Here is a 314-nt window from a genome sequence, read left to right as displayed (position 1 = left end):
GAGATACCAGAACAAAACAAGACAGTCTATTACGCAGCTGATGGTAAGATGCAATACGGTCAACAAAAGATCGATGGCAACTGGTATAATTTTGATACTTTTGATGGAGCGATGAAGACTGGCTTTGTAGAGATACCAGAACAAAATAAGACAGTCTATTACGCAGCTGATGGTAAGATGCAATACGGTCAACAAAAGATTGACGGCAACTGGTACTACTTTGATACTTTTGATGGAGCAATGAAGACTGGTTTTGTGGAGATACCAGAACAAAACAAGACAGTCTATTACGCAGCTGATGGTAAGATGCAATA

At 39.5% G+C, this 314-nt stretch carries 1 pseudogene; it reads left to right on the top strand.

Going from position 1 to position 314, the window contains the following annotated elements:
• Positions 1-314, top strand: a pseudogene (locus FC32_RS02000) (N-acetylmuramoyl-L-alanine amidase family protein); the annotation flags it as partial.

Origin of the sequence: Ligilactobacillus apodemi DSM 16634 = JCM 16172, assembly GCF_001434405.1 — a bacterium.
GTDB classification, from domain to species: Bacteria; Bacillota; Bacilli; order Lactobacillales; family Lactobacillaceae; genus Ligilactobacillus; species Ligilactobacillus apodemi.
Note: the sequence above shows the minus strand (reverse complement) of the source record. Positions and strands in the feature narration are given on the sequence as shown.